We start from the raw sequence: 26,475 nt of genomic DNA, 5'->3' as shown, positions 1-26,475 counted from the left end.
GTAGCGTGAGATCTTCTGTCAAGCCATCCGCCCGTGGACATGATCTGTGCAATAGCCCGGTCGCGTGGCGTCGGATGTAGCGCCGCGCTCGGCCTCAAGGTTGTGTTTTTGGGAGGCAGGAACGCAATCTCGATCAGTCCGCCAAAGCGGTCGACGAGAAGATCACGTGTTAAGCCGCCGCCGTAAGCCCCGTCTGCGAGGAATAGCTCAACTGGGCCGTCGACTTGATCCAACGGGTCCGGAACAGCGTTGGGACGCCGATGCCGTCCATGGTCAGATCCAAGCAGACAATCTCGGCTGACAAGATCACGCCTTGCGTTTGCCGCAGCGACTGCTTGAGGATCAGGCCCAGCGTCAGACACATCTCTATCGCCAGATCAGAATAGTGTGGCTGCCCGCCGCGCGTCGTTATCTTCCGGCCCGTTGATCACCCGGTGCCTTTGTTTCAGGATCTTGTCACAGCGATCAGCGAGGAACGTGTGCGGCATTTATGACATCCTGAACGAAACAAACCGCATCAATATCAGCGCAGGACCGATCCATGCAACACGGCTCTGTGGCGTCTATATGGCGTCGGCCATTGTTTGTACGCTTTCCAAAACGGCATCTTTGTCTCCGCGCAACAAACCCCGAGCTTCATTGCGATCTTTTGCGACACACAGACCGGTTGAAATGGCATCCGCAAGTGCTGCGTTTTGGGCACTGACGGAGACCTGCCGGATGTCCGTTTCCAAAATTCCGCCATGGCGCGGGTCAAGGATGTGGCCGATTTGGCCAGTCGCGCTCAAGCGCGTTCCAAAAGGCGCGGATGTGGCCAAGGCCCGCCCCGTCAAGGCGCGCGTTTTCACTTCGCCCGCGATCGTAACAGGCCAAGCGGCTTGCCCATGCGGTGCGCCCATGGCAATGATTTCCCCGGTATCTATCAGCACATCTTCGATCCCCTCGCGGCGCATCAATACCGCGATGCGGTCGGCGATATACCCCTGTGCAATCCCATTCAGTGTCAATTGCTGATCCGCTGACATACGAATGCCTTCGCTGTCAAATGACACACGATCAAATCCGATCCGTGCCCGTGCGGCGGATATTTCGGTATCATCAGCGGGGCGACCCATACTATAGGCATCGGCCAATACGCGCCAAAGCGGTTGTACGGTCGGGTCAAATCGACCCTCCGTGAGGCGATGCGCGTGGCGGGCGATGGACAGGCATTCCAGGAGTTCAAACGAGGGGGCCTCCAGATGGCCTGCGGCGTTCAGTTGGACGAGCTCCGAATGGCTGCGATACAGGCTAAAAATATCTTCCAGGCGGGAGATTTCTCCAAGCGCACGTTGAGTGATGCCCTTTGCATTCGGATGATCAAGGATGATCCGCGCACGGGCCCCCAATGCGGTGCCCTGCCATTGAAACGCATGCGCGGACGGGGCGATCAGGCAAGACGCGCAAGCCATTGAAATAAAACGGCGACGGGTCATAAATGTCATATCAGTTTGTCCTGTCTTTGGGGGCCAATGCGCGCAATCGGTTGGCAATGTCGGATTGATTTGAGGGTGCCGGCTCTACGGCGGCCGCCGCCCATACATCTTGTGCTGTGATGTCCTCAAACCGGAGCAAAGTACCGCCGTGGCGCTTGGTAAAGGCGACGGCAGCCGCCTTGCTGGAAAAGGGTACGAACTCAGAGGCTTCCATGCCGCCCATTTGATCGGAGCCCACCACATAAATAGCTTGGTCCGCGGCGATCCAAGCGCCCGGTTTGGCCCAACTTGCCGCATCTGCCATATCCTGAACATAGGCGACCTCTACGGCGTGGCTCTGTTCAGGCATGTGCAGATAGGCGATTGTGTCTCTGACCTGAGAGAAAAAGATCGGGGCAAGCAACCCTGCAAGGTGGATTTGTCCCTTGGGACCGTCATGTTCCAGCAGGTCCATCTGACAATAGTACCCCACGGCTTCTGCTGACATCTCAACCGGCTGTGGCAATGCGACGGTTTCTGTCTTGCACGCGCTCAGCGACAGCACCGCCAATGCGATCAAAATACTCCGCGTCATGGTTCGACCCTTTCAAATGCGCCCCGTGCAAGACCAGCGGCCAGAACCACCCAGACCAGCAGCGATGCCAGTGGCTTCCAGAGCGCGATGGATTGCGCCGCTCCCGCGAGGCCGGACGCCGCGCCAACCGCGTCGGATGCGGCCAAGTTATAAATCCGGAAAGCGTCAGCGGGATTGGCAACCAACAACCATGGGAACACATCTGTGGTGAAACCCCCGCCATCGTCCGCGACAATGGCCGCCAGAAGTCCCAGATCGTAGAGAACAACCGTTACCAACCATACCCCAATGGCAAGCCCGGCGGCAGCCGAAGGGCGACGCGACAGGCCAGAGATCATCTGTCCGAGCGATAAAAACACCGCCCCCAGCAACACCGAGGTCCAGATCAATCGCAGCAGGGCTGGCAGCCCGTCCATTGCGTCCCCACCGCTGAACCAAAAGGCGACCAGCGCTGCTGTGCCATAGCCGAGAGAGACAGCAACGATAATCAGCACCAGTTGCGCAGACAGCTTGCCGACCAGCAATTCGCCCCGGCTGACCGGATAGGCCAGATACAACGGCAGCGTCCCCCGCTCGATCTCTCCGGCGATGGCGTCGAATGAGATGACCAACGCCATCAACGGCACCAAATAAACCGACAAAGACGTCAGGCTGGCAACGGTGACGGACAAGCGATCGGCCCCCACCGCGCCAGTTGGGGCCGCTCCGGCAATGGCCAAAACCAGAGAAAACAACACCATCAAGACAACCGCGATGCTGAGCCAGCGATTGCGCAGGGCAATGGCAAATTCAATTTGGAAGGTGGAAAGCACGCGCAACAACATCACGCAGCGCTCCTGCTGATTTGAACATAGATGTCGTCAAGACTTGGCGGCAGAATGTCGAAATCCTGTATCATATCGCCCAAGGCCGCGATCCGGGCCAGAATACCCAGCTTGTCGGCCTGCATGCAGTCCACTATCAAGATCTCGCCCGCGTGTCGCGCCTCTGGAAAGACGCTGACGATCTGCGGTGAACATCCTTGTCGGGGGTGTATATGTACAGTCAAAGGCAGGTCTGCGCCGCTGCGCAGCTTGCTGAGCGATCCGTCGGCGACCTTGCGGCCCTTGGACAAGATCGCGATGCGGTCGGTGCGGACCTCCACCTCGGACAGCGCATGGGACGACATCAATATTGCCGTACCGCGCGAGGCCAATTCATCGAGCAAGGCATAAAATTCCCGGCGCGACACGGGATCAAGCCCCGTTGTCGGTTCGTCCAGCACCATCAGCGCAGGACTGCCGATTAACGCCTGCGCGAGGCCAACACGTTGTCGCATGCCTTTTGAATATGTCCCGATCCGCCGCCGGGCTGCATCAGCCAGCCCGACCTTGGCTAGCAATCCGTCCGCTTCTTGTGCCGAACGGCCGCGCAGCCGCAGAAAGTGGTGGATTTGTTCACGTCCTGTCAGCGCGGGATGAAAGGCGATGTTTTCTGGCAGATAAGCGGTCAGATCACGCGCACTGCGCGACCCCGGTGCGTAGCCCGCGATCGTGAGGGTGCCAGAGGACGGTGGCAGCAGGCCCAACACCATTTTCATCAACGTCGATTTGCCTGCGCCATTGTGGCCCAGTAAGGCCACGCGTTCGCCCGGCGCGATGGATAAATCCACGTTGTCCAATGCGGCCTGGCCGCCGTAGCGCTTAGTCAGGTTGGAAATCTGTAGCATCGTCATGGCTTGCTCCGGTTGCCCAATGTGGTGTCGATTGGGCGAGTAACAATAGGTTCTGTGGTATCGTCAGCTTGGGTGCCACAATCAGCGGGTGACTGTCGATCACGCCCCCGATCGCGGTCGCGGGGAACTGTTCTTGGCTCCAACGGACGAGCTGAACCGCTGGCGACCCGATCAGCAGCTTGGCGGCGGGTTGAGACCACAGGATGTGGTCCATCACATCGTTGGGGCGATAGGTGCTGTCGGCGCGATCATCTCCGTTCAGGTCGAACGACGGATGATCCGACCAGAAATTCCCACGCCCCTCAAAGCTCCACTCGACATCACTTGCGCCAACATATTTGACCTGTGTGTGGTTGCCGATAAAAGCATTGCCCGTGACGGTGTTGCGCTCAGACCCGGCGGTGAAATGAATCCCGATATCGCAGCCATTAAAGCTGTTTTCAGCCAGCAGGTTGTTGTGTGAATTATAGACAAAAGCGCATTTTTCCGCGCCGCCGCTTACCTGATTGGCAAAAACATCGGACTTGTTGGTATAGTTCAGCATCACGCCATAATCGCGGTCGTTGATCGAGATATTGTCACGCGCCACGATCCGGTCGGAATACATCATGGCAAACCCAAGATGGTTGCCGATACTGACATTGCCCGAGATTTCGCTGTCATTGGTATACATGTAATGCACAGCAAAGCGCAGGTCTCGAAACAGATTGCCGCGATAGATGTTGTGTTTGGACACGTTGGAAAATATCCCATCACGGCCATAGCGAATGTCGTTGTCTTTGACGATCGATCCCGGTGCATTCCAGACATAGACACCGTTTCCACGATCATTCATACGCGAGAGTTGCAGGCCCTCGATCCGGTTGTCTTGGACCAGCGCATCACGGGCACCATGAATATCGACACCAATCAAATTGCCCTTGAGATCGTTGTTCAACACCTGCGCACCGCGTGCCTTTTGGGTCAGCTTGACCCCGGCATCTCCCGGCTCATGTACGCGGCCTGAATTGATCAGCGTCAGCGATTGAATGGTTACATCGGGGGCGTCAACCGTAACGACAGATCCGACCCCGCCTGCGTCGATGATAGCCCCTGTCGTGCCAGTCAATGTCAGTGGGATTTCAATATGCACCGGGCCCGCATAGTGGCCCGATGCGAGAACGATCTCGTCCCCCGCGCGTGCCGCCCACAACGCGCGCGCTAGCGCACCGTCACCGGGTTGCACATCAATCCGGTCCGCCAAAGCAGGCAAGGCGGCAAAGATCAACACAAAGGCAAGAGGGACGAGACGTGTCATCAGGCTTTCGGCTCCACAAGCATACGGCCGCGCATTTCCATGTGCAGCGCATGGCAGAACCACTGGCAATAGTACCAGTACACGCCGGGTTTTGCGGCGATAAAGGTGACCGACGCGGTCGCCTGCGGCCCGATTTCCATCGCAACGCCGTGATTGCCCAAAGTGAAGCCGTGAGTCAGATCGTCGATGTCATCGAGGTTGGTGACATAGACGGTCACCTCGTCTCCCTCCTTGACGGTAAAGCTCGACAGGCTGAACTCTGGTGCTTGGCTGGACATCCACACCCGAACCTTATTGCCATCGCGGATGACCGTGTCTTGCCAGTCATCAATGTCGATGCCATCGATTTCAGCCTGTGCGCGGGCGTCAGCCCACATTGGATCATGGCGATCCCAAACATCCACCGGGTTGACGATATCACGGCGCACAAGGATCACATCATGCGGTTCCGCAAAGGTTGGCCCGTCATGTACCACCTTCATGTCATCGGTCGAAATGTCGATGATCTGCTCGTTTTCGGGCTTCAACGGGCCAACGTTGATGAACCGGTCCTTGGAGAACTTATTAAGTGAAATCAACCAGTTGCCATCTGCTTCCTTGGTTTCACCCATGGTGGTATGGTTGTGACCGGGTTGATAATGCACATCGACCTTCGAGACGATGGGATCGACATCTGCGCCAGCGTAGGCCTCGACGGCCTTGGCAATGTCCCACTTTACGATCTGGCTGTCGAGGAACAGCGTCGTATAGGCAAACCCTTTGCCATCAAATGCGGTGTGAAGTGGACCCAGACCCAACTCCGGCTCAGCCACCACAGCCGAGCGCGGATCGGCATCTTCCTCGAACAGCGCGTCCAGCTTGGTCACATCCAGCACCGTGCAGGTCGGCGATAGCTTGCCCGCAATCACTACGTGCTTCATGTCTGGTGCCGTGTTGATCCCATGCGGGCTGTTGGGCACCGGAATGTACCGGGTGTATTTCTTGTTTTGGCCTTTACGTCCGTCAATCACCTTGACGCCGTTCAGCTCGATGTAATCACCTGCCGCGATACCTGCTTCGATCTCCGCGAGATTGAACACCACCGCGTGGTCGCGTTCGGCTTCCATCATCTCCGGTAGGGTCATGCCCATTTCCGAGTTATACGAGGTCGAAAAGGCATATTTACCCTGATAGTCGCAATCGGTGTTGTCGAGGTTGCCCGACACCATCACTTGCCACGCGATTTCCATCGTGTCGCCGTCAAGCGCAGTGAAAAAGTTTACATATTTTTCCGGTTCATCCAGTACAGACCCGTCATTCACCATTGGCGTTTCGTCTTCACCATTGGCAAACACATAACCGGTCCGCGGGAATTTCTGTGGACGCAGGCCGTGGATCGCCTTGGCATTGGGGATGTCGACGATCTTGTCGCATTTCATCACATCACAACGTACGCGGGCCACACGGGTGTTGGCCTTGTCGTTCACGAAAATAAAACGGCCATCATAGGTGCCATCGGTGAAGGACATGTGCGGGTGGTGCAAATCGCCGTTGTCGTGGACCTTTTTGCCCTGCGCCGCCAGATATTCCTTGGTCTGGGGCATCATGTCTTGGGTCAGGATCTTGAGGCTTTCGTTGGTCTGGCCCCACCCTGTCGCGGAGCAGCGGTTGAACACGGGCACCCGCATCAATTCGCGCATGGACGGGAAGCCAAGGATACGCAATTCGCCGGTTTGGCCCGAGGACCAGAAGCCATAGTAATCGTCCAACTCACCCGGCACCGGGCTCAGGTGATCGCTGGCCTGTGCCATCGCTGCGCCGGTGCCTGCCGCTGTCGCCGCGACAGCACCACCTGCCAACAAGCCCAGCCTGCCACTCGTGCCGCCCAAAAGTGCAGCACCGGTGGCCGAGGCCCCTATAAACCCGCGCCGACTTAGGCCTTTTTTGTCCACATCAGACATCTTGAAGCTCCTTTCTTGAGTTCTTCACGTTGGGATGATTTGCAATTCGAGCGTCCAAAGCCGCATCAGATGAGCTGGCCTTGGCGCGCCGTTTCATTTTCTTAATGACAACGGGGCATTTTGCTTCGGATTGGTACAACACCTGACAGTGCAGGCAGTTGATGCATTCGTTCGGATTGATTTCACCGGTTGGGTGGATCGCATCGACGGGGCATTCATGGGCACAGGTTTGGCAGGGGTTGCCGCATTCATGATACCGTTTCAGCCAGTCAAACATCCGCAGTCGCGCCGGGATGGCCAGCGCCGCGCCCAGCGGGCACAGATAGCGGCAAAAGAACCGTTCGACGAAAAGTCCCGCGATCAGCAAGGCCGCGACATAGGCGACAAAAGGCCAAGCGCGCATGAATTTCAGAATGATGGCGGTCTTGAACGGTTCAATTTCGGCCAAATGTTCGGCCTGCTCAATGGAGTAGAGCGAGACCCCGAACAGCCCGAGGAAGATCATGTATTTGATCGGCCAGAGGCGTTCGTGCAGCCCCCACGGCAGTTGCACCTGTGGGATGTGCAGCGCGCGGCCAATGCGATTGGTCAATTCTTGCAAAGCGCCGAAGGGGCAAAGCCAGCCGCAATAAGCACCACGTCCCCAGAACAGCAACGCTGTGGCGACGGCAAACCACAAAATGAACGTCAGTGGGTCCAACAGGAACGCCTGCCAGCTAAAATCCGTGACCAACGCGCCGAACAGTGCCATCAGGTTTACGACTGAAAGCTGCGCATTGGCGTACCAGCCCAGAAACACCAGAGTGACAGTCAGGAATGACATCCGGAACCAGAAATAGAACCGCGCCGAGCGTGTCACATATTGCTGGAAAAAGAACACCAGCGTCAGAACCGCCAGCATCGCCAACAATCCCGCAATTTCGATGGTTTTATCTTCCCAAATCCGCTTCCAAAGTGCGGATTGCGCAGCGGCTTCGACCTGTTCTCCTGATGCCGAGGCCGTCGATTGTGTGGGCTGTTCAGATACGGTCTTGCGTTGGTATTGTGATGGCAGCTGATAGCTGAGTTCAAACGTGGTAAAAACCTTTTCGATGGCCGCAACATCGCGGTGCACCAAGAGCTGAATGCGGAACGGCAACGTTGGATCAAAGCCACTGTCGGCTGGGATTTTGAACAGATCGCGTTCGGTAAACTCTGGTGCGTCATCGACCGCAATGAGCCCCATCCGACGGTGACCACGATCGCGAAAACGTACGGTCACGTCGTCTTGGATCAGGACGATCCGGTCAAAGATACCGCCGCGCACATAGCCCGATCCCTTAAAGGAATATAGGCCACGGCCGACAATGACGATGGCGTTTTCACCTGGCTCCAACCAGCCCTGAAGATTGCTGTTTTCCGCGTCGCCCAAAATGGCTTTACCGATGCTGGGCACGCTGACCAGTGCGGCTTGCATGTCGATAAAAGTGGCCTCTGTCGGCTCTGTCAGAGCCCGTTTGGCGGTGCGCGGATCGTTCATCGCGGCAAAAGCGGCGTTGATTTGCCCCACGTCCAGCGACAGACGTCTGACAGTGCCATCGCCTTCCATCTCCATCCAGCTGTCTGGTGCCGTGGCGTCTGGGTCGATCTCAAAACTGTGGTCGGCTGATGTCGTCGCCTGTAACCCACCCAGACCCAACGCCCGGGCCACTTTGAGCCCCGCGCGGATGATACCGTCGTCAATCACCATAACGGTCACGGTCGCGCCCGAAATAATGTTAAGATCATGGGCAGAGCCACGCGCTTGGGCCTCTGCCACAAGATCAATGCCGCGATAGTCATGCACCATCGCTTTGATCTTGCTGTCAGGAATGCCGATCAACACGATCGGCTCGGAATGCTTGATCAGTTCGACGCCCAGAACCCGCGCGTCTTGATCGACGGCCACCATCGTATGGATCGGTTTTCCAGAATAGCCCGTGGTTCCGACGAAATCCGAAGTGATGAAAACATATCCGATTTCCGCGCCCTGGCGTAGCAAAGGTGCCACGGGAACATCGTCACGAATCGGACCAAAGGCGTCACTGCCCTCGACAATTTCATTGGGATTTATCTGAGATATATACTGTGAAAGCACAGTCGGCGCTGTTTGCGAGAGCGCGGGATTGGCCGAAAGACTCGCCAGCAGCATCAAGGCCAGCGGAGCCAGTAAGCGAAAGATCGTTAGGTCTCGTGGTGTGGGCAACATATCAGGAAATGACCTTGCTAGGGGGCGCACGCGGCATTTTTATCGCTTGGCGCGAGATCAAGCGGATTGTTTCGGCGGCAAGACCCGCAACCAACTGTGTTTGAACAGATTTGCGGGGGAATGCAGCGGCGCTCGGCAAATCGAAACCGTAGATCAGAGTGCCGTGGGTACAATGGCCGCAGGTGCTCTCCACAGGATCAACTGGGGTGCCATTTTGATCAAGCGTCACCTCGGCCTGACCGTTTTGGCCGCAGATCACCAATGTGGTCTGCCCGACGCGCGCAATTTCATGCGCCACCTGAAAATATCCAGCCGCCGACGTTGCGAGCGCAAGGCACACAGTCATTAGACCACCAAACATAAGGCCGCCAAAGGAAAGAATCAAGGAACGTCTCATGGCGCTAACATTAGGTGCGCCGTGTGACGCCTTATTTGCGCTGGAACAATGTTCGAAGGAAAAGATCCTTGAGCCGAATGCATGGTGTCATCGGGACCTCGGCGCAGGCGACGGCCGATATCCTCCATTGGACCGATACCAGCCCTTGGAGGGTACACCGCAAATTGACCTTCTGAATTCACCCCGTACAACGGCGAGGACGTCTACCGCAAAGGCTTGGCGTAGCCCGTCCATGAAGACGACCCAAGATCTCAAATTCCGATGACGTCCGAAATAACGAGAGCGTTCTCGCGCCCGACAACAGGGCGGGCATGGCGCGGGCGCGGGGGCCGATCTCAAGATACTCCAGCAATTCCTGCACACGGCTTTTACCCGCCAGTTGCAACACCAAAGCCACGGTATCGGTGGCATTCAGGAAGGGCAGCAGGTTGTGGGCCTGAAAGATAAAACCGATCTTGTCGAGCCGCAGACGGCGCAGATCACCACGCAGCCAGCGATTGCCATAAACCTGTTCGCCATCAAGGCTGACCTGCCCAATGGATGGATCAACGATGCAACCGATGATGGTCATGGCTCGTGCCAGGGTTTCCGCAACGGACAGTCAAGCCGCGTAAGCTGCGGTATCAATGGGCCGTTACAACGTTTCCCGTTTAGATCGCGGCTTTGCGGTGTTGGTGCAACGCGTCAGAGAGAGCCTCGAGCAACGCAGAGGCGCGGTCAGCCAGCGTGTTCGGATCGATCACTGGATCGCCTCCACCGCATCACGGATCGCACGCATGTTTTCGCCATAGACTCCAGGCTGGGAAACAGACCCGCCCCGGAACACGGCCGACCCGGCGACCAGCACATCGGCCCCCGCCTGCGCCATTCCTGGTGCGGTCGTCGGGTCCATCCCGCCGTCGATCTCGATATGGATTTCACGGTCGCCGATCATCTTGCGCAGGCGTCGCACCTTGTCGGTCATGTCGATGTATTTCTGGCCACCAAAACCGGGGTTCACCGTCATGACACAGATCAGGTCTGTCAGGTCCAGCAGATGCGCCACCGCCTCGGCCGGCGTGCCGGGGTTGAGTGCCACACCCGCTTTCATGCCCGCGCCGCGGATCGCCTGAAGCGTGCGGTGGATGTGCGGGCCCGCCTCGACATGGGCGGTCAGGATATCCGCTCCGGCATCCGCGTAGGCGTCGATGTAAGGATCGACCGGCGCAATCATCAAGTGGACGTCCATGACGGTTTTCACATGTGGGCGAAATGCCTTTACCGCCATCGGGCCAAACGTCAGATTGGGCACGAAATGCCCGTCCATGACATCGACATGAACCCAATCGGCACCCTGTGCCTCAATGGCTTGAATTTCCGCCCCGAAATTCGCGAAATCGGCGGACAGGATGGATGGTGCGATCTTGATGGATCGGTGGAATGTCATGACGTGGCCTCCAGAGTTTGGATGATGGGAACGAATTTTGCCGCTGTCAGGGATGCACCACCGACCAGACCGCCATCGACATCTGCAAGAGCGAAAATCCCGGCAGCTTTGGACGCGTTCGCCGACTCGCCACAGAGGATCGAAAGCGAAGGATCGGGCAATTTGGAGCGGATGAAGGCGTGGGTCTGTGCAATCTCGCCGATGCCGGGGGTCCGCCCGGTGCCGATCGCCCAGACGGGTTCGTAGGCCATGATCGTGTTGCCTGCATTGTCACCTTCGGGTAGGGCCCCTGCGATCTGGTCGACAATTGAGAGGTCGGTCGTCAGACCCTTTATCTTCCAGTTGCCAATTGCGTTGCTACGTCGGGTCATTTGTATCCTCGGGTCAGGGAATGTGGGCTGGTGCAGACGCACCGACCCATCGTTGATCTGGAGTCAGAGGCTGCCATCGGCGTAGCGACGCGCCATATCGTCCATCGGGATGACCTTGATGCTGGCGGCATTGCCCGCCGTGCCAAAGCGTTCAAACCGGTCGCGGCAGAGCTTTTCCATTTCCGCCATCGCGGGGATCGTGAATTTGCGCGGGTCGAACTCGGTCGGCTTGTCCTTCGCGACCTTGCGGAACTGGCCGGTGATCGCCATGCGGATGTCGGTGTCAATGTTGACCTTGCGCACACCCGACTTGATGCCGCGCTCGATTTCTTCGACCGGCACGCCATAGGTCTGGGGCATCTCGCCGCCGCTTTCGTTGATCAGGTCTTGCAGGTATTGCGGGACCGAGCTTGATCCATGCATGACCAGATGCACGTCGGGGATCTTGGCGTGGATGTCCTCGATCCGCTGGATTGCCAGCGTCTCGCCGGTCGGCTTGGAACTGAATTTGTAAGCACCGTGGCTGGTACCGCAGGCAATGGCCAGTGCGTCCACCTTGGTCAGCTTGACGAAGTCGAGCGATTCATCCGGGTCCGTGAGCAATTGCTCCTTGCTCAGCTTGCCCTCCGCGCCGGAACCGTCTTCTTTTGCCGCTTCGCCGGTTTCCAGGCTGCCCAGAACACCCAGTTCGCCTTCGACCGAGGCCCCGACCCAATGCGCCATCCGGGCCACGCGTTCGGTGATGGCAATGTTGTAATCCCAGTCAGCGGGGGTCTTCATGTCTTCCATGAGTGAGCCATCCATCATCACCGAGGTGAACCCGTGGCGGATTGCGGACAGGCAGGTCGCTTCGTTGTTGCCGTGATCCTGGTGCATGCAGATCGGAATATCGGGATACATCTCGGACAATGCCTGGATCATGTGGCGCAGCATGATATCGCCCGCATAGGACCGCGCGCCGCGGCTGGCCTGCATGATGACAGGCGCATCGCAGGCGGCGGCGGCCTTCATGATCGCCAGACCCTGTTCCATGTTGTTGATGTTGAAGGCGGGAACGCCGTAGCCCTTTTCGGCGGCGTGATCGAGCAGTTGACGAAGTGTAATCAAAGCCATTTTGAATCCTTTCAGGCCGCTTTCGCGGCGTCTTGCAATGCGGCGATACCGGGCAGCGTCTTGCCGCAACCCCCCACATCCATGATTGAAGGTATCGTCATCAGATGAGCGCCCCCATCGCCACCGCCGTATCGGACATTCGGTTGGAGAACCCCCATTCGTTGTCGTACCAGGACAGGATGCGGACCATGCGACCCTCCATCACTTTGGTCTGGTCCATGTGAAAGACCGACGAATGGGGGTCGTGATTGAAATCGGCGGACACGTTGGGATGGTCGGTAAAACCCAGCACGCCCTTCATCGGCCCATTGGCAGCGGCGCGGATGGCGGTGTTGACCTCTTCGACCGTGGTATCACGAGCGGCTTCGAAGACCAGATCGACAACCGAGACGTTTGGCGTCGGGACGCGGATCGCCACGCCATCCAGCTTGCCCGCCAGTTCCGGCAGCACAAGCCCCACCGCCTTGGCCGCCCCGGTCGAGGTCGGGATCATCGACAGTGCCGCGGCGCGGGCGCGGTAGAGATCGCCACGCATGTAATCCAGTGTCGGCTGGTCGCCGGTATAGCTGTGGATCGTGGTCATGAAACCCTTGGAGATCCCGATGGCGTCATTCAGGGCTTTGGCGACCGGCGACAGGCAGTTGGTGGTGCAGGACGCGTTGGAAACAACCATGTCAGCAGCCGTCAGCGTTTTGTGATTGACCCCGTAGACGATGGTTTTGTCGGCACCGGACGCAGGGGCAGACACCAGCACGCGTTTGGATCCGTTTTCAAGATGCAAGGCAGCTTTGTCGCGGTCGGTGAAAAGGCCGGTGCATTCCATTGCGATGTCGACGCCACTCCAAGGCAGGTCTTTCGGATCGCGGATTGACGTGACCTTGATCCGGCCACGGCCCACGTCGATCCAGTCTTCGCCCGTCGTGACCTCTCCGGGGAAACGCCCGTGCACGCTGTCGAACCGCAACAGATGGGCGTTGGTTTCTACCGGACCAAGGTCATTGATGGCGACAACTTCGATATCGGTGCGACCGGATTCAACGATCGCGCGAAGCACATTCCGTCCGATACGGCCAAAGCCGTTGATGGCAACTTTCACTGTCATGACTGTCTCTCTTTCTTGGTATTTAGGATCAGAGGCGCGCCTTGGCGGCATCGATAACCGCCTCGACGGTGATGCCGAAGTGCTTGTAGAGGGCTTCCGCCGGGGCCGAGGCACCAAAGCCCGTCATGCCAACAAAGCCGTCCTCGGCGCGCAATACGGCCTCCCAGCTCATGCGGATGGCGGCCTCGATACCGACGCGCGGGACATTGCCCAGTACGTCGGCGCGATAAGCGTCGGGTTGCTGGCCGAACAGTTCGAAGGACGGCGCCGACACCACGGCAGCCTTGATGCCACCCTCAGCCAGGGCATCAGCGGCATTCATTGCGATTTCCACTTCGGAGCCGGTCGCGATCAACGTCACGTCGCGCCCGCCATACGGTTCGCGCAAGATATAGGCGCCTCTGGCCAGCAGGTTCTCGCTCAGCGCGGTTTTGCGCATCGCGGGCAGGCCCTGCCGTGACAATGCCATCAGCACCGGTGTCTTTGTCGATGCCATCGCGACTTCCCAGGCTTCCGCGGTTTCCATCGCATCGCAGGGGCGAAGAACCGTCAAGTTCGGAATGGCGCGCAGGCTGGCCAGCGTCTCGACAGGCTGGTGGGTTGGGCCGTCTTCGCCAAGTCCGATGCTGTCATGGGTCATGACAAATGTTGTGGGTACTCCCATCAAGGCGGCCAGCCGGATCGCCGGGCGGGCGTAATCGGCAAACACAAGGAAGGTTCCGCCATAGGGCTTGAACAGCCCCGAAAGGGACAGGCCATTCATCGCAGCCGACATGCCGAATTCGCGGATGCCGTAGTTGATGTAGCGGCCGGTGAAGTCTCTCGCGTTGACCGCTGTCATACCCTTGGTCTGGGTCAGGTTCGACCCTGTCAGATCCGCCGAGCCGCCGATGGTGAACGGCAGGGCGGCGTTGACGACCTCAAGCGCCATCTGGCTTGCCTTGCGGGTGGCGACTTTGGGCTGATCCTTCGCCAGCTTGGCCTTGTAATCCATCATTGCCTTGGTGAGAGGGCCGATGTCGGCATCGAGATGTAGCTGCAATGCGTCATGGTCCGCCGACGCCGCAAACGATGCTTCCCATGTCTTGCGTGCCTCGGCGCCGCGGGCCGCGATCTTGTGCCACGCGGAATACACATCCGCGGTAACGTCAAAGGCCGGATGATCCCACGCCAACTCCCTGCGCGCGGCGGCGATCTCGTCGTTGCCCAGTGGCGCGCCGTGCACGTCGTGACGTCCCTGCTTGTTCGGGGCCCCGAATCCGATGACTGTCCGGCAGGCAATCATTGATGGGCGCGCGTCTTTGCGCGCATCTCCAATGGCCTTTGCGATACTGTCCGGGTCATGGCCGTCAACCGACAGGACATGCCAACCGGCGGCGGCAAAGCGGGCTTGTTGATCGGTTGAGGTCGACAGACCGGTGTCCCCGTCGATGGTGATCTTGTTGTCGTCCCAAAGGACGATCAGATGCCCCAATTGCAGATGCCCGGCCAAGTCGATGGCTTCGTGGCTTATGCCTTCCATCAGGCAGCCATCCCCAGCAATGACATAAGTGTAATGGTCGATCAGATCGCCAAAGCGCACGTTGCCCAGCCGTTCCGAAAGCGCCATACCCACTGACGTGGCCAGACCCTGGCCAAGGGGGCCGGTTGTCACTTCGATCCCTTTGGCATGACCGTACTCCGGATGCCCCGCCGTGCGATACCCCAACTGACGGAAGTTGCGGATCTGTTCCATGCCCATGTCGTCATAGCCCAGCAGATGGTTGACGGCATAAAGCAACATTGACCCGTGCCCGGCAGACAACACGAACCGGTCGCGATTGGCCCAATCCGGTGCTGCCGGGTCGAGGGTCATGAACCGGTTGAACAGAACGGCGGCAACATCCGCCATTCCCATCGGCATGCCGGGGTGGCCGGAGTTGGCGGCCTGCACCGCATCCATGGCCAGTGCGCGGATGGCGTTGGCCATCCGGCGTTCATCAACTGTCTTGGTATAAGCATTCATGGAGTTCTTCCTTAGCGGCGCTGTTTGCGTGCGGTGGTAACCAGACGCTCGATCAGCGGCGTCAGAATGAGCTGCATCGCCAGATCGAGTTTGTTCCCCGGGACCACGATGGAATTGGCCCGGCTCATCCACGAGCCGTTGATCATTGAGGTCAAATAGGGGAAATCTATGCCGCGCGGGTTCCGGAAGCGGATCACGATCAGGCTTTCGTCCGGCGTGGGAATCCAGCGCGCAATGAACGGGTTGGAGGTATCGACCATCGGGACACGCTGGAAATTGACATCCGTTTCGGTGAATTGCGGGCAGATGCAGTGCACATAGGCGTGCATCCGGCGCAAGATGGTGTCGGTCACGGCCTCGGTGGAATAGCCGCGCGATTCGCGGTCTCGGTGTATCTTTTGAATCCATTCGAGATTGATGACGGGCACGACGCCGATCTTGAGGTCGGCCAGAGCGGCAAGATTGACCTCGTCATTGACGACCGAACCGTGCAGACCTTCGTAAAACAGTAGGTCAGACTCATCAGGAAACGGTGCCCATGCGGTGAATTCACCCGGCGGCACTCCGGTTTTTTCGGCCTCTTCGGCATCATGAACATAGGTCCGTGTGCGGCCCTTGCCGGTCTTGCCGTACTCGCGAAACACCCTTTCCAACTCACCAAGTTCGTTCGCAACATAGGAAAAATGGGAAAAGGTATCATCACCTTCGGCTTTGCGCCGCTCCAGCTCGGCGCGCATGTCGGCGCGATTATAGCGGTGAAACGCGTCGCCCTCGATGGACACGGCTGAGATTTTCTCACGGCGAAAGATTTGATCGAATGTCTTCTTCACAGTCGACGTGCCAGCCCCGGAAGAACCGGTCACACTGATGATGGGGTACTTGCTGCTCATGATGACTCCTGAGAATTGTCTGTCAGACGCGGAAAAAGCCGCGTTTTCCGAAGAGCGCTGAGGTCTCTTCATGAGGAAGGTCGTGGTAGGTCGCGACGCGTGCCACCTTGTTCTTTGAACCGAAGACAAAAGGCGTCCGAGCATGCAAAGCATCCGGAACGCGGTCGAGAATGGCTTCTTGCCCATCGGTTGCGCTGCCGCCTGCCTGTTCGATCAGGAAAGCGATGGGGGCGCATTCATAGACATAGCGAAGGCGGCCATGCTCGTATCCGGGGCGCGCGTCGCCGGGATACAGGAAGATCCCGCCACGGGTGAGAATGCGATGTGTTTCCGCCACGAGCGAGGCGATCCACCGCATGTTGAAGTCGATCCTCGTCGGACCTTCGGACCCGGCAACGCGGTCATCTACATAGGCGCGGATCGGATCATCCCAGTGGCGGTAATTCGATGAGTTGATGGCATATTCGACCGAGTTCGGGGGGATGGATGCGATCACGCCCAACGACACGAAACGCCCGGTTTGCGGATCGAGGACGAACTTTAGAACCCCGTCGCCGACCGTCAGCAACAGCGCGCATTGCGGTCCGAATATTGCATAGCCAGAGGCCAGAAGGTCCCGTCCGGCGCGCAGAAATGACGCTTTCGGATCGTCCTTGGCGGGGAAGATGCCAAAGATCGTGCCGATGGAAACATTCGTGTCGATGTTGGAAGACCCGTCCAGCGGGTCGATCGCCAGAGCAAAGGCGCCCCCTTCGTTCAGGGTGACGACGCTGTCCTGTTCTTCCGAGGCATAGTGTCGAACCTGAGTGTTCACCAACGCCCCCATGAAAGCCTCGTCGGCGATGACGTCCAGGGCTTTTTGCGCATCGCCGTCGGTGTTCAGGCCAGCGGCGCCGCCAAGATTCTCATCAATTCCGTTGCGCGCAATACGATGCGACAAGGCCACGAACACCGAAGCCAGGCGATCCAGTATGTCGCAAAGTTTGGGGTCGAGCCCGTCTGGCAACTGATCCAGCGTTTTCATTTTGGTATTCCTCCCAGAATGGAAATAACTTGCATGAATTCGAATTTTTATGGAATTTAAGAAATAGTAATATAGATTAGGAAAAATCGAAAATGCGCACCGATGCCATGACGTTGAAGCAATTGCGATCGTTGATATCTGTCGCGCGCACCGGTTCACTGACACAAACGGCACGATTTCTGAATCAGACACCCCCCACAATTCACAGTCAGATCAAAAACTTGGAGGTTGCTGCCGGTCAGGAGTTGGTGAGCCGGGCCACCGATGGAAGCGGGTTTTACCTGACCCGGGCCGGAGAGGTTTTGTTGATTGCGGCGCACCGGATAGAGGCGAATTTGTCGCATGCTGAGCGGCAGTTGCAGGCTCTGTCCCAAGGCATGGCCGGGAACGTTGTCCTCGGAACGGTGTCCACTGCCAAATATTTTGCGCCCCGGCTGGTGCGGCTGCTTCAAGATGCCGTCCCTGATATTGATGTCGAGCTGAGAGTCGCCAATCGCAGCGAAGTTATCGCCGCCATCGAAAGAGGCGAATACGATCTGGCGATCATGGGCCGTCCGCCGCGCAACGCCATGAGCCGGGCGGTCCCATTGGGACCGCATCCGCACGGTATTGTCCTGCCCCCCGATCACCCATTGGCTGAGCAGGACGGCTTCGATCCCAACACCTTGCTGGCCGAGACCTTTCTAAGTCGCGAGGAAGGCTCTGGCACGCGCATCCTGATGGAGCGGTTCATAGATCGGCTGGCTGAAAGTCACAGGCCAAAACGCGTGGTCATGTCGTCGAACGAAACGATCAAACAGGCCGTGATTGCAGGTTTGGGAGTCGGATTTCTGTCCCTGCACACGATCCATGACGAGCTTGCCCAAGGGCGACTGAAGCTGTTGCGCGGACAGGGCCTGCCGGTCATGCGTCACTGGTATCTGATGTACGGCAACGAGGAGGGGAGCGAACCCTCCAAGGCCGCGCGGCGCTGTGCAAAGGAGATTGAATCCCTGAATGGGACCTTCCTGCCTCAGATCAGCGCGTGAGTGCCGCGTAAAGCTGGGGCAGCCGTTCTGGCAGTTGCTCCACCCTGTCCAGGATCATGGCACTGTTCGGGCCAAATATGCGACGGACATAGGTATCGGCACCGGGATCAAGCGTCAGGCAAAACGGTGTGACGCCGACGTGCTGCGCCTCGTCCACCGCATGGCGGGCGTCAGCACGCAGATATTGTGGATCGCGCACATCGATGTCGGAGGGGGCCCCGTCGGTCAACACCAGCATCAGCTTGCGGGTTGCTTTCACGTTCCGCATTTGCGCGGTCGCATGGCGGATCGCGGTGCCCATTCGTGTCGAGAGCCGACCCTCGGCCCCCATCAGACGTGCCGTTGCCATCGCGTCCCACGGTTGGTCGAAATCCTTGAAGCGTTCATAGTAGACCTGCGCGCGCCCGTCCGAGCAAAAACCGTGAATGGCGAAGGCGTCACCAACGCGGCTGATTGCCTCGGACAGCAGAACACAGGCCGATTTCGTCAGATCCATGACGGTGCTATTGTCATCCACCGGATCATTGGTGGATTCCGAGAGGTCGAGCAACACCATGACCGCCGTATCGCGGGTTTTGCGCAGCTGCCGCATCATCACGCGCGGGTCCGGCTGACGACCCATGCGAATATCTATGGCGGCTGCAATGGCGGCGGCGATGTCGATTTCGTCGCCATCCTCCAGCTTGCGGATACGCTGCACACCCTGTGGGCGCATGGCGTCCAAACGGTGCTTGAGCCGCTGCATTACAGGCCGATGTTTGTTCAGGACAGCCGCCGCCTCGGCAGGATCACCCAATTTGGGACGGCGTTCCAGGACCGTCGCCCAAGCGGGGCGCAACATCTGGATGGAGTGGTCGAACTCGTCATAAAGGACCGGGGGCGCGACGGGTGCCTTGCCCTCTCTCTCGTTGACGCTCTGGCCATCGTCGTCGAACAACTTCGCCGATTGCACCCAGATCTCCTGCGCGTCCTCGCCGGCGGTTTCGACCTCGACTTCGTTGACCATCTCGCTCACCGAGACATATTTGCGCAGCTGTGGCGGTGGCATGTAGCCGGTGTCGAATTCCAGCTCGTCGAACTCCCATAGCAGCCGGTTGTCACAGCGATAGGGGCAGGACGGGTGATCCGCATAGGCCGAATAGGGGGTCGAACGCAGACGATCCGCAAGCTGGAGCCCCAAATCGCGGGCGGCGTCGATATCTGTCAGGTCGAGCGCCACGAACGCATTTTGAACCCACGCTGCCAGTTCGCTTTCGGCGAGGCGCTCAGTCAAAAGCAACGCGCGCGCAATGCGGTCGAATTCACCCGCGATACCATTGCCGGTTTCGGTGTGGAACCGCGCCCACAAATCCTGCAGCCGGGGCAGACGCGCAATGGCCAGGGCCTCGGCGCGGGCATCCTCAATCAATCCGATGCAGGTGGATTGAAGTGCGTTCAATCCTTCGCCCTGTATCGGTTTGCGCAGACAGGCCAGATGGGCCGCCAAATGCGCGGACTGTGCCCGGAACAGGTCCAGTGCCGGTTGGCCGTGCCAGTCATCCAGCGCGTCCGGCAGGTGCAGGCTGAAGCTTTCGTAATAGGGCCGCAGTCCGGTGCGATCCTCGAAATCGCCTGCGGTGGGTGTGATCATGAAATCCCGGCCCCAAAGCGCACGCAGATACATCATGAGCCGCCGCTGCACGTCGACCAGCAGAGTGCCCTTGCGTTCGCGCTGGATGATGGCGCGCGTTTCCTCGCTGTCCAGTGAGAAGTAGTGCACCAGTTCCTTATAGTCGGTGCGGTGGGCATCTACGCCCCAATCCGCCCAACGACGCAGCCCGCCCAGGGTGAGCACTTCAAGGAGCTCCGTCAGGTGATCCAACATGGGCCGGACAGCGCGCGGAGCGCGTGACAGGAGATGTTCGATAAAGCGCAGGTATTGCAGGAACAGCGTCGCATCGCCAAGGCGGCGGGCGGCAACGGGTGCGGTGTCGAGCAGTCGGGCAATGACGGTGCCAGAAGTGCGCGAGGCAAAGCCGAGGATCAATGGTAGCAGTTCGGTCAGAACATCCTCGCCAAGATCATGCGCGAGGGCAGGAGCCGCCGCGATCCAGGCAAGGACCGGGTCGTCCCCGCGGCCCAATCGTGCCAGTGCCGCAACGCCGCGCAGCCATGTCTCAAATGCTTTCGGCGACAGTTTGCGTCGCGCATCGGGCAGGGCGGCGAACAGTGCTTTTTTGACCGGGGCGGGAAGGCTGTCCCCGAGATCCGCATGACCTTCGGGGAGGGTTTCAGAACCAGGTTGAGACGGCAGCATCAAGTGCATCCCGCATGTCAGGGTCATCGGTGATCGAATGGACCAGCGCCATGGAACAAGCCGCCTTGGGTGCGATTCCACCTTTGATGAGGCGGCCCGCGTGGATCAGCATCCGGGTCGACACCCCTTCGTCCAGACCGTGCCCTTTGAGGTTGCGCGACCTTGCGCCGATCTCGACCAGCCTTTGTGCCGTGTCAGCGTCTACTCCGGCTTCATGCGCCACGATCTCAGCCTCGACGTCCGGTCCGGGCCAGGTGAAATCCATTGCGCCGAAGCGTTGCTTGGTGGATTGTTTGAGGTCCTTCATCAGCGACTGATAGCCGGGATTGTAGCTGATCACGATCAGGAAATCGTCGTGTGCCTTCAGCAATTCACCCTTCTTTTCCAAGGGCAGAACCCGGCGGTCGTCCGTGAGTGGATGTATAGCAACCGTCGTGTCCTGCCGTGCCTCAACCACCTCATCCAGATAGCAGATCGCGCCATGACGGGCGGCAAAGGTCAGCGGCCCGTCCTGCCAGCGCGTGCCATCGACATCCAGAAGATAGCGCCCGATCAGGTCCGAGGCGGTCATGTCCTCGTTGCACGCCACGGTGACCAAGGGGCGGCCCAGTTTCCAGGCCATGTGCTCGACAAACCGGGTTTTGCCGCAGCCTGTCGGGCCCTTCAGCATCACTGGGATGCGGGCGTCCCAAGCCGCCGTGAACAGGGTGATCTCGTCCCCCGTCTCACGCCAGTAAGGCGCTTCGCTCACGCGAAAGTCTTCAAGTACGTCCTTCATGGCTGACTCCTCGCGACACGTCGACTGCTGTGCATGGCCCGCATGATCGCGGACCGTGCCTTGTCTCAAACCATTTTGCCGCGGTGAACGACCATGTTCGCGCCCTGGCTTTGGGTGAAATTGTCATAGCCCAAAAGGCGGACATGGTGTTTGGGATTGGCGGTGCGGCATTCTTCGATCTCGGCAAGGATCGCGTCGACATCGGTTTCACCAAACATCGGCAGCTTCCACATGTACCAGTAGTAGTCCATGGCGTTTTCCGGTTCGGTATGTTCGATCGCCGGGTTCCAGCCGTTATCGACGATCCATTGTACCTGTGCTCGGATCTGGTCCCTGGTCATTTCCGGCAGGTAGGAAAATGTCTCCATCTTGCGGCTTGCAGGATCGGAAAGACGCGACGGGTAGTCTTGAATGGTGCTCATTATCTTGGTCCTTTTTCTCTGGGTTCGAGCGATCAGCGGTGCTGAACGTCAAGCTTGTCGACGGTATCGAACTCGAACTTGATCTCTTTCCAGGTCTCCATCGCGGCTTTCAACTCGGGTGAATGTTTGGCGGCTGCGGTCAGGATTTCCTTGCCTTCCTTCTCAAGTTCACGGCCTTCGTTGCGGGCCTGAACACAGGCTTCAAGTGCCACGCGGTTGGCGGCCGCACCGGCGGCGTTGCCCCAGGGGTGGCCCAGCGTGCCGCCGCCGAACTGTAGAACCGAGTCGTTGCCAAAGATCGAAACCAGCGCCGGCATATGCCAGACGTGGATGCCACCCGAAGCTACAGGGAAGACCCCGGGCATGGCCCCCCAGTCCTGATCGAAAAACACACCCATCGACCGGTCTTCCGGGATGAATTTGTCGCGCATCAGGTTGATCCAGCCCAGGGTTGCGTTGCGGTCGCCTTCCAGCTTGCCCACAACGGTTCCCGAATGCAGATGATCGCCACCCAGCAGGCGCAGTAGCTTGGCCAGCACACGGAAGTTGATGCCGTGGTTCGGATTGCGATCCATCACGGCGTGCATGGCGCGGTGGACGTGCAACAACATGCCATTGTCACGGCACCATTTCGACAGCGAGTTGTGCGCTGCCCAGCCCATGGTCAGGTAATCCGACATGATGATCGGAGAGCCGAGCTCCTTGGCAAACTCGGCGCGCTTGAACATCTCTTCCACCGTGCCGGAGGTGACGTTCAGATAGTGCCCCTTGCGCTCGCCGGTCTCGGCCTGAGCCTTTTCAATCGCTTCTTGACAGAACAGGAAGCGGTCACGCCAGCGCATGAACGGCTGTGAGTTGACGTTTTCGTCGTCCTTGGAGAAATCCAGACCACCGCGCAGCACTTCATAGACCGCGCGGCCGTAGTTCTTGGCCGACAGGCCCAGCTTTGGTTTGATGGTGCAACCCAGCAGCGGACGGCCGTATTTGTCCATCTTGTCACGCTCGACCTGAATGCCATGCGGTGGGCCGAAACAGGTTTTCACGAACCAGATCGGGAAACGCACGTCTTCGAGCCGCAAGCTGCGCACGGCCTTGAAGCCAAAGACGTTGCCAACGATCGACGTGAAGACGTTGACGACCGAACCTTCCTCGAACAGGTCGGCGGGATAGGCAATGAAAGCATAGAACGCGTCATCCTGTCCCGGCACGTCTTCGATGCGGTAGGCGCGCCCCTTGTAGTGGTCGAGGTCGGTCAAGAGGTCGGTCCAGACGGTCGTCCATGTTCCCGTCGAGCTTTCGGCGGCGACGGCGGCTGCGGCTTCTTCGCGCGGGACGCCGTCTTGTGGGATGACTTTGAAGACAGCAAGAATATCGGTTTCCTTGACCGAATATTCCGGTTCCCAGTAGGTGGACCTGTAGTCCTTCACCCCGGCGTCATATTTTCTCTTGGTTGCTTGCATGTTCATGTCTTTTGATCTCTTCCCGATGGCTATTGCTCAGAGGAAGGGAACCACATTCCATGAATATAAAAAAATGAATTGTTTTTATCCTTAGAATAAGCAATCGTCTATTCATGAGATACTCACTCAGACAAATGCAGATTTTTCGGGAGGTTGCGGCGCATCTGTCTTATACGCGCGCCGCCGAAGCCCTTAACCTGACCCAGCCCGCAACATTCGCGCAGGTCCGCCAGCTTGAAGACCATCTCGGCCAGAAGCTTATCGACCGTCTGGGGAAGTCTCTGTCCCTTACCCAAGCCGGTGAGATCGTCCTTAAATCCGCGCAGCGTTTGGTTGAGGAAACCGAGAATCTGGATATGGCTTTGGCCGAGTTGCAGGGCTTGGCCAAAGGTCGGCTGCGCCTTGCCGTCGTGTCGACCGCCAAATACGATATTCCTGCTCACATCGGCACCTACAACACCGAGTTTCCCGGAATAGAGATCGCCTTGACTGTTGGAAATCGGGAGGAACTGCTGTCCCGTTTCGCAAGTAACGCCGACGATCTCTATATTCTGGGCACTCCGCCGCAAGACATGGACGCGGTGGTTGAACGGTATTCCGAAAACCCTCTGGTCGTGGTCGCGCCACCGGATCATCCTCTGGCGGCGCGATCGGAGCTGACAATGCGCGACCTGGCCAACTACCCATTCTTGATGCGCGAAAGCGGTTCGGGCACGCGGCTTGCCGCCGAGCGGAGCTTTGAGGCTGCGGGTGCCACGCCAAATGTTCGCATGGAACTGGGGGCGAATGAATCGGTCAAACAAGGTGTCATTGCGGGTCTGGGCCTTGCGGTCCTCAGCCGTGGGACCGTGGCATTGGAGCTTCGGCACGGCTACTTGGTGGAACTGGCCGTGGAACCCTTTCCGATCATACGCCATTGGCACGTGGTCTGGCGGAAGGGGAAAAAGCTCTCTCTGGCGGCGGATGCCTTTGTCGAGAGGCTTTTACGCAGTACCGGGTGATCCCTGTCACACAGGCCGTAGGGTAAGGACGCATGGGGATCTTCAGAACCCGATTTGAGCAACAAGACCCCCAGACCCCGCGCCAGTGATTTCGCTCGCAGGGACTTTTGCGAATTTATATCGGGAAACGACGATAACGATTTCTTCGAGGCTCCAGATGACGTGCAGCGTAGCCCTTAAATGTGAACCTTGTCTTTAAAGCTGAGACTGGGCACACGCGCTGCGTTAACTGGCGGTGATGGAAGGCAGGTGCATTAGTGTTCTTGTCCCGCGCAAGCAGGGCCGACCTTGAGCGCACCTCCCTTGGTCCGTACACGGCAACGGCAGGCGTCGATCGCCGAAAACGCGCGTCGCATCGGCGATGAATTCCCCAGCGCCTTCAGCGTGGCCTTCTCGCGCCATGTCGACGTCCCCCCACGGGGCTTTTGACGGGCCCGAATTGCTGCGGCCAAAACAAGCAGCACTGGACAAGGCAGGGGTCCGGCACAGATCACAAGTGGAACGCAATGGGGGTGAACGTTCATCGGTAATCTCCGGGGTTGAAGGTTTCCCAAGCGCGTGCACTCTCACCCGGGAGGAGCCCCTCCTGCCGACCATAGCGGACCTCGCGCTCTGCGCTCTGCGCTCTGCGGTCGATGCGAGACGGGAGTCGATCCGCTGTACCGGGCCAGTCTCCAGTCCTAGCAGAACAAAGGCGGGAGTTGTCGGCAAGAGGACGAAATCACCTTCTTCGAGGATGACCAGGTCTTCACAGTCACCGGCCAACTGGCGTTGCCCCTCAAGCGCTGCACAAAAATCTAGTTTGCCGAACTCCTCATACCGAATGGCCCAACGACCCGCCCCGGTGATTCCCTTGGAGAACACCGCGCGGGGTCGCAGGAGTTGGATCATTTGAGACGACGGATCGGACACTCAGGACTCTTGCAAATTAAAACGAGATTTATGAGTGATGATCGTCCTGATCCTGCGGGCCAACTTAGCCTTGTCAACCCAAACAAAGGACCAGAACATAAAACCCGTTCTCATCACCGAAACGTCCTCCGGCGACGGACTTGAAACTGCCCGCTACTTCCACGCCCAGAGCTGGAACGTAATCGCCCCATGCGAACTCCGCGTAAAGAGGGGCTACCCACGTCAGATCGCCTTCGCATCCTCGCTCTCGACGTCACTGACGCGAACAGCATCGCCGCCGCGATTAAGGTCGTAGGACCGATCGACGTACTGGTAAACAATGCCGGGATCGGCGTCGTGGGTGCGTTCGGCGTTGGTGTCAAACTGGTGGAACCGGGCTATGGGCCGACAACGAGCTTCGGGGAAAATACTGACATTCCGGTGGCAGACCTGATCCCCGCGGCTTACGTCAATTTCGCCGAACCGATCTTTGTGGGCTTCGCCAACCTGGGCCTGACCACCAGCGACAGCGACGTCGCAGAAGTGGTCCGGCAGGCGGCTAATGATACCTCGGACCGCCTGCACGATCCGGCAGGCCTCGATGCGGTGGCGCTGTCCAACGCGGCCTGAACTGAGCGCAGTCCCAAGTTTTACTATTTTTGTCAATCTCGGAGCCCGAATGACCGGGCTCCGAAAGGGGCTCAATCCCAACAACTTGTTCAGCAGCCGGTATTCGAAACCATGACCAATACAGACTTTCAATCACCGGACAAAAGCAGACGGTGATAGCCGTAGGTGACATGCCGCTTCTTTGGGTTTTGCGCGAAACGCTTAACACGACCGGAACCAAATACGGGCTGCGGCGTTGGCGCGTGCGGGGCCTGCACTGTTCATGTCGGCGGTGTCGAGACCTGTGCCGCTGTCTCTGCTATACGCGGTATTTCCGCGTCAGCATCGGTCGTGGTGTCTTGACGGGCAGCAGAAACCTACGAGTGTTGCAGGAGGCGACAGAACATGCTGCCGATCATGCGCCCGTGATCGGCA

At 58.6% G+C, this 26,475-nt stretch carries 24 protein-coding genes and 1 pseudogene; 3 read left to right on the top strand and 22 right to left on the bottom strand.

The window, feature by feature from the left end; all coding sequences use genetic code 11:
- Window positions 1-304 precede the first annotated feature (304 nt).
- From B30_RS22535 to B30_RS13450, 17 genes and pseudogenes are all read right to left on the bottom strand, one after another.
- Window positions 305-409 (bottom strand): annotated as a pseudogene (locus tag B30_RS22535) (IS5 family transposase); the annotation flags it as partial.
- Window positions 410-563: 154 nt separating this feature from the next.
- The gene (locus B30_RS13525) at window positions 564-1,484 is read right to left on the bottom strand and encodes an FAD:protein FMN transferase (protein WP_009572668.1); all 921 of its coding nucleotides are present in this window, start codon (window positions 1,482-1,484) and stop codon (window positions 564-566) included.
- Window position 1,485: 1 nt separating this feature from the next.
- Entirely contained in the window at window positions 1,486-2,049 is a 564-nt protein-coding gene (locus B30_RS13520; RefSeq protein ID WP_009572667.1) for a nitrous oxide reductase accessory protein NosL, read from the bottom strand.
- Window positions 2,046-2,873, bottom strand: a complete 828-nt coding sequence (locus B30_RS13515; RefSeq protein WP_009572666.1) for an ABC transporter permease — start codon at window positions 2,871-2,873, stop codon at window positions 2,046-2,048. The genes B30_RS13520 and B30_RS13515 overlap by 4 nt, the downstream gene beginning before the upstream one ends.
- Window positions 2,873-3,757: an ABC transporter ATP-binding protein gene (locus tag B30_RS13510; protein WP_009572665.1), complete on the bottom strand. Its 885-nt coding sequence runs from the start codon at window positions 3,755-3,757 to the stop codon at window positions 2,873-2,875. The genes B30_RS13515 and B30_RS13510 overlap by 1 nt, the downstream gene beginning before the upstream one ends.
- Window positions 3,732-5,060, bottom strand: a complete 1,329-nt coding sequence (locus B30_RS13505) for a nitrous oxide reductase family maturation protein NosD (protein ID WP_009572664.1) — start codon at window positions 5,058-5,060, stop codon at window positions 3,732-3,734. Before B30_RS13505 ends, B30_RS13510 begins: the two co-directional genes overlap by 26 nt.
- Window positions 5,060-7,000 carry a TAT-dependent nitrous-oxide reductase gene (gene nosZ / locus B30_RS13500; RefSeq protein ID WP_009572663.1) on the bottom strand — a complete coding sequence of 647 codons (1,941 nt, stop codon included), beginning with the start codon at window positions 6,998-7,000 and terminating at the stop codon, window positions 5,060-5,062. The genes B30_RS13505 and nosZ overlap by 1 nt, the downstream gene beginning before the upstream one ends.
- Window positions 6,993-9,227 (bottom strand): NosR/NirI family protein, encoded by a 2,235-nt coding sequence (locus tag B30_RS13495; protein ID WP_009572662.1) that lies wholly within the window; start codon window positions 9,225-9,227, stop codon window positions 6,993-6,995. Before B30_RS13495 ends, nosZ begins: the two co-directional genes overlap by 8 nt.
- Before the next feature lies 1 nt (window position 9,228).
- The gene (locus B30_RS13490; RefSeq protein WP_009572661.1) at window positions 9,229-9,624 is read right to left on the bottom strand and encodes a hypothetical protein; all 396 of its coding nucleotides are present in this window, start codon (window positions 9,622-9,624) and stop codon (window positions 9,229-9,231) included.
- 178 nt (window positions 9,625-9,802) lie between these two features.
- Window positions 9,803-10,195, bottom strand: coding sequence for a peptide ABC transporter ATPase (locus tag B30_RS13485; RefSeq protein ID WP_009572660.1), 393 nt, complete (start codon window positions 10,193-10,195; stop codon window positions 9,803-9,805).
- 168 nt (window positions 10,196-10,363) lie between these two features.
- On the bottom strand, window positions 10,364-11,050 hold the full coding sequence (gene rpe, locus B30_RS13480) for a ribulose-phosphate 3-epimerase (RefSeq protein ID WP_009572659.1): 687 nt from the start codon (window positions 11,048-11,050) through the stop codon (window positions 10,364-10,366).
- The gene (locus B30_RS13475) at window positions 11,047-11,421 is read right to left on the bottom strand and encodes a triose-phosphate isomerase (protein WP_009572658.1); all 375 of its coding nucleotides are present in this window, start codon (window positions 11,419-11,421) and stop codon (window positions 11,047-11,049) included. The genes rpe and B30_RS13475 overlap by 4 nt, the downstream gene beginning before the upstream one ends.
- Before the next feature lie 63 nt (window positions 11,422-11,484).
- On the bottom strand, window positions 11,485-12,534 hold the full coding sequence (gene fba / locus B30_RS13470; RefSeq protein WP_009572657.1) for a class II fructose-bisphosphate aldolase: 1,050 nt from the start codon (window positions 12,532-12,534) through the stop codon (window positions 11,485-11,487).
- 100 nt (window positions 12,535-12,634) lie between these two features.
- Entirely contained in the window at window positions 12,635-13,636 is a 1,002-nt protein-coding gene (gene gap / locus B30_RS13465; RefSeq protein ID WP_009572656.1) for a type I glyceraldehyde-3-phosphate dehydrogenase, read from the bottom strand.
- Between the two features lie 28 nt (window positions 13,637-13,664).
- Complete coding sequence (tkt, locus tag B30_RS13460) at window positions 13,665-15,641, bottom strand: transketolase (RefSeq protein WP_009572655.1); 1,977 nt, start codon at window positions 15,639-15,641, stop codon at window positions 13,665-13,667.
- 11 nt (window positions 15,642-15,652) lie between these two features.
- A complete protein-coding gene (locus tag B30_RS13455) occupies window positions 15,653-16,531 on the bottom strand; it encodes a phosphoribulokinase (protein ID WP_009572654.1) in 879 nt (292 codons plus the stop codon).
- Window positions 16,532-16,553: 22 nt separating this feature from the next.
- Window positions 16,554-17,555, bottom strand: coding sequence for a class 1 fructose-bisphosphatase (locus B30_RS13450; RefSeq protein WP_009572653.1), 1,002 nt, complete (start codon window positions 17,553-17,555; stop codon window positions 16,554-16,556).
- Between the two features lie 92 nt (window positions 17,556-17,647).
- Here B30_RS13450 and B30_RS13445 point away from each other — a divergent pair, with 92 nt between their 5' ends.
- Entirely contained in the window at window positions 17,648-18,583 is a 936-nt protein-coding gene (locus tag B30_RS13445) for a LysR family transcriptional regulator (RefSeq protein WP_009572652.1), read from the top strand.
- Here B30_RS13445 and B30_RS13440 read toward each other — a convergent pair.
- The 4 genes from B30_RS13440 to B30_RS13425 form a co-directional block, all read right to left on the bottom strand.
- Entirely contained in the window at window positions 18,573-20,879 is a 2,307-nt protein-coding gene (locus tag B30_RS13440) for a nitric oxide reductase activation protein NorD (RefSeq protein ID WP_009572651.1), read from the bottom strand. The two genes, B30_RS13445 and B30_RS13440, sit on opposite strands and share 11 nt — an antisense overlap.
- Window positions 20,854-21,657 (bottom strand): CbbQ/NirQ/NorQ/GpvN family protein, encoded by an 804-nt coding sequence (locus B30_RS13435; protein WP_009572650.1) that lies wholly within the window; start codon window positions 21,655-21,657, stop codon window positions 20,854-20,856. The genes B30_RS13440 and B30_RS13435 overlap by 26 nt, the downstream gene beginning before the upstream one ends.
- A 65-nt stretch (window positions 21,658-21,722) precedes the next feature.
- Window positions 21,723-22,079, bottom strand: a complete 357-nt coding sequence (locus B30_RS13430; protein ID WP_009572649.1) for a ribulose bisphosphate carboxylase small subunit — start codon at window positions 22,077-22,079, stop codon at window positions 21,723-21,725.
- A 32-nt stretch (window positions 22,080-22,111) separates the two neighbouring features.
- The gene (locus B30_RS13425) at window positions 22,112-23,545 is read right to left on the bottom strand and encodes a form I ribulose bisphosphate carboxylase large subunit (RefSeq protein ID WP_009572648.1); all 1,434 of its coding nucleotides are present in this window, start codon (window positions 23,543-23,545) and stop codon (window positions 22,112-22,114) included.
- 128 nt (window positions 23,546-23,673) lie between these two features.
- Here B30_RS13425 and B30_RS13420 point away from each other — a divergent pair, with 128 nt between their 5' ends.
- Complete coding sequence (locus B30_RS13420) at window positions 23,674-24,540, top strand: LysR family transcriptional regulator (protein ID WP_009572647.1); 867 nt, start codon at window positions 23,674-23,676, stop codon at window positions 24,538-24,540.
- Window positions 24,541-24,765: 225 nt separating this feature from the next.
- Here the strand turns inward: B30_RS13420 and B30_RS22795 are convergent, their stop codons facing one another.
- Window positions 24,766-25,452: a cupin domain-containing protein gene (locus tag B30_RS22795; RefSeq protein ID WP_009572646.1), complete on the bottom strand. Its 687-nt coding sequence runs from the start codon at window positions 25,450-25,452 to the stop codon at window positions 24,766-24,768.
- A 189-nt stretch (window positions 25,453-25,641) separates the two neighbouring features.
- On the opposite strand from B30_RS22795, the gene B30_RS13410 reads away from it, so the two are divergent.
- Entirely contained in the window at window positions 25,642-26,061 is a 420-nt protein-coding gene (locus tag B30_RS13410) for a short-chain dehydrogenase/reductase SDR (protein WP_009572645.1), read from the top strand.
- The last annotated feature ends 414 nt before the right edge of the window (window positions 26,062-26,475 follow it).

The sequence above is a fragment of the Celeribacter baekdonensis B30 genome (genome assembly GCF_000299875.1).
GTDB lineage: Bacteria > Pseudomonadota > Alphaproteobacteria > Rhodobacterales > Rhodobacteraceae > Celeribacter > Celeribacter baekdonensis_A.
This window is presented reverse-complemented; position numbering and strand designations above follow the sequence as displayed.

Excerpts from the sequence above, each read along its gene's own strand:
- B30_RS13525 (WP_009572668.1), bottom strand. The coding sequence starts at position 1,484 with ATGACATTTATGACCCGTCGCCGTTTTATTTCAATGGCTTGCGCGTCT.
- B30_RS13520 (WP_009572667.1), bottom strand. The coding sequence starts at position 2,049 with ATGACGCGGAGTATTTTGATCGCATTGGCGGTGCTGTCGCTGAGCGCG.
- B30_RS13515 (WP_009572666.1), bottom strand. The coding sequence starts at position 2,873 with ATGTTGTTGCGCGTGCTTTCCACCTTCCAAATTGAATTTGCCATTGCC.
- B30_RS13510 (WP_009572665.1), bottom strand. The coding sequence starts at position 3,757 with ATGCTACAGATTTCCAACCTGACTAAGCGCTACGGCGGCCAGGCCGCA.
- B30_RS13505 (WP_009572664.1), bottom strand. The coding sequence starts at position 5,060 with ATGACACGTCTCGTCCCTCTTGCCTTTGTGTTGATCTTTGCCGCCTTG.
- nosZ (WP_009572663.1), bottom strand. The coding sequence starts at position 7,000 with ATGTCTGATGTGGACAAAAAAGGCCTAAGTCGGCGCGGGTTTATAGGG.
- B30_RS13495 (WP_009572662.1), bottom strand. The coding sequence starts at position 9,227 with ATGTTGCCCACACCACGAGACCTAACGATCTTTCGCTTACTGGCTCCG.
- B30_RS13490 (WP_009572661.1), bottom strand. The coding sequence starts at position 9,624 with ATGAGACGTTCCTTGATTCTTTCCTTTGGCGGCCTTATGTTTGGTGGT.
- B30_RS13485 (WP_009572660.1), bottom strand. The coding sequence starts at position 10,195 with ATGACCATCATCGGTTGCATCGTTGATCCATCCATTGGGCAGGTCAGC.
- rpe (WP_009572659.1), bottom strand. The coding sequence starts at position 11,050 with ATGACATTCCACCGATCCATCAAGATCGCACCATCCATCCTGTCCGCC.
- B30_RS13475 (WP_009572658.1), bottom strand. The coding sequence starts at position 11,421 with ATGACCCGACGTAGCAACGCAATTGGCAACTGGAAGATAAAGGGTCTG.
- fba (WP_009572657.1), bottom strand. The coding sequence starts at position 12,534 with ATGGCTTTGATTACACTTCGTCAACTGCTCGATCACGCCGCCGAAAAG.
- gap (WP_009572656.1), bottom strand. The coding sequence starts at position 13,636 with ATGACAGTGAAAGTTGCCATCAACGGCTTTGGCCGTATCGGACGGAAT.
- tkt (WP_009572655.1), bottom strand. The coding sequence starts at position 15,641 with ATGAATGCTTATACCAAGACAGTTGATGAACGCCGGATGGCCAACGCC.
- B30_RS13455 (WP_009572654.1), bottom strand. The coding sequence starts at position 16,531 with ATGAGCAGCAAGTACCCCATCATCAGTGTGACCGGTTCTTCCGGGGCT.
- B30_RS13450 (WP_009572653.1), bottom strand. The coding sequence starts at position 17,555 with ATGAAAACGCTGGATCAGTTGCCAGACGGGCTCGACCCCAAACTTTGC.
- B30_RS13445 (WP_009572652.1), top strand. The coding sequence starts at position 17,648 with ATGCGCACCGATGCCATGACGTTGAAGCAATTGCGATCGTTGATATCT.
- B30_RS13440 (WP_009572651.1), bottom strand. The coding sequence starts at position 20,879 with ATGCTGCCGTCTCAACCTGGTTCTGAAACCCTCCCCGAAGGTCATGCG.
- B30_RS13435 (WP_009572650.1), bottom strand. The coding sequence starts at position 21,657 with ATGAAGGACGTACTTGAAGACTTTCGCGTGAGCGAAGCGCCTTACTGG.
- B30_RS13430 (WP_009572649.1), bottom strand. The coding sequence starts at position 22,079 with ATGAGCACCATTCAAGACTACCCGTCGCGTCTTTCCGATCCTGCAAGC.
- B30_RS13425 (WP_009572648.1), bottom strand. The coding sequence starts at position 23,545 with ATGAACATGCAAGCAACCAAGAGAAAATATGACGCCGGGGTGAAGGAC.
- B30_RS13420 (WP_009572647.1), top strand. The coding sequence starts at position 23,674 with ATGCAGATTTTTCGGGAGGTTGCGGCGCATCTGTCTTATACGCGCGCC.
- B30_RS13410 (WP_009572645.1), top strand. The coding sequence starts at position 25,642 with ATGCGAACTCCGCGTAAAGAGGGGCTACCCACGTCAGATCGCCTTCGC.